Source organism: Streptomyces durocortorensis (genome assembly GCF_016901035.1).
In the GTDB taxonomy this organism is placed as follows: Bacteria; Actinomycetota; Actinomycetes; order Streptomycetales; family Streptomycetaceae; genus Streptomyces; species Streptomyces durocortorensis.
On the sequence record NZ_JAFEUF010000236.1, the window covers coordinates 5,774 to 10,312 of the forward strand.

General features: G+C 72.9%; 2 protein-coding genes. One reads left to right on the forward strand and one right to left on the reverse strand.

Annotated elements, in window-relative coordinates; genetic code table 11:
* Nucleotides 1-222: 222 nt before the first annotated feature.
* Entirely contained in the window at nt 223-2,010 is a 1,788-nt protein-coding gene (locus tag JS521_RS29470; RefSeq protein ID WP_205085990.1) for a fatty acyl-AMP ligase, read from the reverse strand.
* Between the two features lie 1,222 nt (nt 2,011-3,232).
* Here JS521_RS29470 and JS521_RS29475 point away from each other — a divergent pair.
* Nucleotides 3,233-4,489, forward strand: a complete 1,257-nt coding sequence (locus JS521_RS29475) for an activator-dependent family glycosyltransferase (protein WP_205085991.1) — start codon at nt 3,233-3,235, stop codon at nt 4,487-4,489.
* Nucleotides 4,490-4,539 lie beyond the last annotated feature (50 nt).

A 4,539-nucleotide genomic window follows, 5' to 3' on the forward strand; every position in this document is an offset into this window, starting at 1 on the left:
CCGCGGGCGCGGCGCGCGCCCCGGCGCGGGGCGCCGGCGGGGCGGGGGGGGGGCGGCGGCCCCCCCCCCCGCGGGCGGGGGCGGCGCGGGGGGGGGGGGGGGGGCCCCGGGGGCCCCCCCCCGGCTCCTCACCCCGCTGCCGGAGGTGCGTTCCCCGTCCGGCAGCCGCGTCCCGGCCGCACCCCTGGGGGCCTCAGCCGGCGCACGCGGGCCGCCCGCTCGTCACCGGCCCGCCGGCAGGGCTGCGAGGTCGGTCAGCTCGCCCTCCTCGTACAGGGTGCGGCAGGCGCGGCGTTGCACTTTGCCGCTGGAGGTCTTCGGTATCGCGCCCCTGCGGACGAGCAGGACGGTGTCGGCCGTCAGGCGGTGGTGGTCGTGGACGGCGCGGACGACCCGTTCACGCAGGCTCTTTGTGCCGTGGGCGCGCACCGTCCGGCCGTCGGCCTCGACGACGACCACCAGGCGTTCCTTCCCGTCGCGGTCGACGGCGAACGCGACAGCGCAGTTGGGGTGCAGGCCGTCCGCGGATCTCTCCGCGGACAGTTCGATGTCCTGGGGGTAGTAGTTGCGGCCCTGGTGGATGATCAGGTCCTTGAAGCGGCCGGCGACATGCAGTTCACCGGCGTGCAGGAAGCCCAGGTCCCCGGTGCGCAGGTAGGTCCGTCCGTCCCCGGGGCGCCCGTCGGCGTCCCTCATCCGTGCGCCGAAGGTCTCCGCGCTCGCTTCCGGACGTCCCCAGTACTCCGCCGCCACGCACGGTCCGCTGACCCAGATCTCGCCGATGACGTCCGGCGGACAGCCGCGTGACGTGCCGGGATCCACGATCCGCACCTCGGTGCCCGCGACGGTGCGGCCGCTGCTGGTGACCGGGACGGCGCCGGGTGTCCGCGCATCGACGATCTCCACGCGGCCTTCCCCCAGCGCCGCCGAGGACAGCCACACGGCCGTCGGTTCGCGGTCCTGGCCGCTGCCGGTGACCTTCAGGGTGTTCTCGGCGAGCCCGTATCCCGGGCACATGGCTTCGGGCCGGAAGCCGTGCGGCGCGAACGCCTCGGTGAAGTCCCTGATCGCACGCCAGCGCACGGGTTCGGCGCCGTTGGCCGCCACCCGCCACGAGGAGAGGTCACCGACCGCGCCGGCCTTCCCCTCCGCCGCCGCCCGCGCGCACATCTCGTACGCGAAGCTGGGCGCCGCGGAGTGGGTGGCCCGGAACCGGGCGATCGCCTCCAGCCAGCGGGCGGGCCGGCGGATGAAGGCGGCGGGTGCCATCAGGTACGAGGGGATACCGGCCCACAGCGGCATGACGACCCCGAACAGCATGCCCATGTCGTGGAAGTGAGGCAGCCAGCTGACCACGGTGCCATCGGGCGCGCACGGCCACAGGGCATCCGTCTCGGCGACGTTGGCGAGGAAGTTGGCGTGGGTGACGACGACACCCTTGGGGTCGCCGGTGGAGCCCGAGGTGTACTGGAGCAGGGCCACGTCGTCCGGGCCGGGGGCGGGAACCGGCCCCCCCGGCCCCGGCACGCCGCTCTGCGCCGCGGGGGGTTCGGCCGTGTCCAGGACCGTGAGGCCCAGCAGGTCCTCCAGGTCCCCGAACAGGTCCTCCAGCTCGCTTCTGAGCGAGGTCTCGGTGAGCACGGCCGTTGCTCCGGAGTCCCGCGCGATGCGGCGGATGCGCTCCACGTCCTTGAGGTGGCGCGGCGTCTGGACGGGCGCCGCGGCCACCCCGGACCCCATGCACCCCAGGAGCGTGGCGATGAACTCCAGCCCCGGCGGATACATGAGCACGGCGCTCTGCCCGCTCATGCCCCGGGCGGCGAACCACCGGGCCCGGACATCCACCGCGCCGGCGAGCTCGCCGTAGGTGAGGGACTCCCGGGGGTCCTCGCCGTTGTGGAGGAAGACGTAGGCGGTGTCGTCGGGCTGCCGCTCACCGCGCAGGCGCAGCAGTCCGGTCAGGGTCGGTGTCCCGCCGTCCGGGCGGACGCCGTCGAGAACAGTGGCCATGGGTCAGGTCTCCTTGTTGTCCTGGTGCCGGAAAGCCGCCGGACGTGCCGGAGCCGCTTGAGGTTGTCCTGCCGCCCCGGCCGTGCGGCGCCACGGCCCGAGGGGCCCGGACCGAAGAACGCACGGCAGGACCACGGCCGCCCTCGCGGTGACGCACGGATGCCCGGACGCGGCCCGCACGACCCGCACCCGCACCGGCGGGAGCGACCGGGCGAGGGGAGAGGCCGGCGGGCGGGGGAGGGGGAGAGTCTGCCGTCGGCGGCGCATCGGGCGCGGTGGGGGAGAGGACGGCGCCCTCGCCGGGCAACCCGGGACCGGACCGGGCCGGGCCCTGCGCACGCACACGTACCGGCCGCGTCAGCGACGCCGGTTGCCGGGAAAAGCCCGTGACGGGCGATGGGGGCACTGGTGAAAAGACTGGCCGTACCTCACCTCGCGACGACAAAATCCCCCCTCACCGGCGATCGGGTATCGCTTCCGCCCCGGATTACCGGTCGGCCGGAACGCTTCGGCATGAGCACGAATGATGAAGAGACCAACGGCGTCGAGTTCCGTCACCCGGCCTCACACCAAACACAGGCCGGGACACCGGAACAGCAGCGCCCCCGCGGCAAAAGAATGCAAGAAGCATACGTCCGGCCACCTCTCCGTCCCCTTCCTGATCACCCCTATATCGAAAGGGCGCAGCCCCTACACGGAGCCGAAAAAACTGATGCGCCCGCACACCGGGGAACGCGACCGCCTGCCCCCCCCGCGGGTGCGGGGCACCGGGCCGCCCACCCGCCGAAGAACGTGAACGAGACCCCGCGACCGGGCAGGACTTCCCGGCCGGCACCCCCGGGGGCAGGGCGGTTTCACAACATGCCGGGCAGCCGGCCGTTCACGGACCGGCCGGCATCCCTTCGGAGGAATCGAGGTGAACGCCGGGCCGAATAGGCCGGAATGCCGGGTGCGGACCGGAGGCTTCCACGGAATGGAGAAAACACCACCCCATTTCCTACCCGAAAGTAGCTTCGGGGCGGTCCGGCCGACGGGCGGTCAGGAAGCCACGGCCGGGCGGACACGGCGCCGGCGGAACCGGACACTGGGGTGGCGCCGGTCAGGTTGTAGGGGAGGTAGGGGTTGTTCCCCGTTCACGGCAGTCCCTAGGTTCTCAGCGTGAACCGAGCATAAGAAACGAGTCCGGACCGTTTCCGTCGGCGGGCCCGCCTGGAGGACGACAATGCGCATACTCTTCGTCGCGCATGCGGAGAAGACGCACTTTTTCAGCATGGTGCCGCTGGCCTGGGCGCTGCGCACAGCAGGCCACGAGGTCCGCACCGCCACCCAGCCGGACATGGCGCAGGCCGTCACCGAGGCGGGGCTCACGGCTGTCCCGCTGGGGTCCGACCACCGGTGGAAGCAGGTCATGGAGGCCAACCAGGACGAAGGCTGGCCGGCCCGGGTCGCCGAGGCCGTGACACGTTCCGCGGACCTGGGGCACGACGAACTCCTGCGGTTCTTCGACGAGACGACCTCCCGGTACTTCCGCACCATCAACAACGACGAGTTCCTCGACGCACTGGTCGAGTACTCCCGGTCGTGGCAGCCCGATCTGATCGTGTGGGAGCAGTTCTCCTGGGCCGGCGCCGTCGCCGCCCGGGTCACCGGCGCCGCACACGCCCGCATGCTGTGGGGAGCCGACGTCGTCACCCGCTCCCGCAACGACTTCCTGGCCCGGCTCGCCGAGCGCCCCGAGGACCAGCGGGTGGATCCGCTGCGGGAGTGGCTCACCGAGTCCCTCGCCCGGCACGGCGCCACGTACGACGAGACCGTGGCCAACGGGCAGTGGACGATCGACCCCAACCCGCCCAGCCACCGGATCGACAACGGCCTGCACGTCGTCAGCGTCCGGTATGTGCCCTACAACGGGCCGGCCGAGCTCGCCCCGTGGCTGGCTGCCGAGCCCGCCAGACCCCGCGTCGCCGTGACCGCCGGCATCTCGGTCCGCAGCTACTTCGGATTCGACATGTTCGGCATCAGCGCCCTGCAGGCGTTCACCGGGCTGGACATCGACCTGATCGCCACACTGCGGCCGGGCCCCGGGGAGTCGGTGGACCAGGCACCGGAGAACGCCACCGTCGTGGACTTCGTGCCCATGCACGCCCTGCTGCCCACCTGCTCGGCCGTCATCCACATCGGCGGCGCGGGCGTACAGTCCACCGCCGCCTACTACGGCGTCCCCCAGATGATCCTGCCGGGCCTCTGGGACACCTTGGTCCGCGGCGACCTCCTGGAACAGTCCGGCGCGGGCCTCTCGTTGCCCGTCGACCAGCTCACCCCCGAGCGGGTCCGCGACAGCCTCGTGCGGCTGCTGGAGGACCCGGCGTTCCGCGAGGGAGCCGCCGCACTCCGCAAGGACGTACTCGCCGCGCCCTCACCCAACGAGATCGTCCCCGTCCTGGAGGATCTCACCACCCGCCACCGGACCGCCGGCTGAAAGGAGCGACGCGGCCCTGCCCCCCCCAGGGGCCGGCTTCGCCGCCGCCC

Coding starts and splice junctions, on each gene's coding strand:
- JS521_RS29475 (WP_205085991.1), top strand. CDS start 3,233: ATGCGCATACTCTTCGTCGCGCATGCGGAGAAGACGCACTTTTTCAGC.
- JS521_RS29470 (WP_205085990.1), bottom strand. CDS start 2,010: ATGGCCACTGTTCTCGACGGCGTCCGCCCGGACGGCGGGACACCGACC.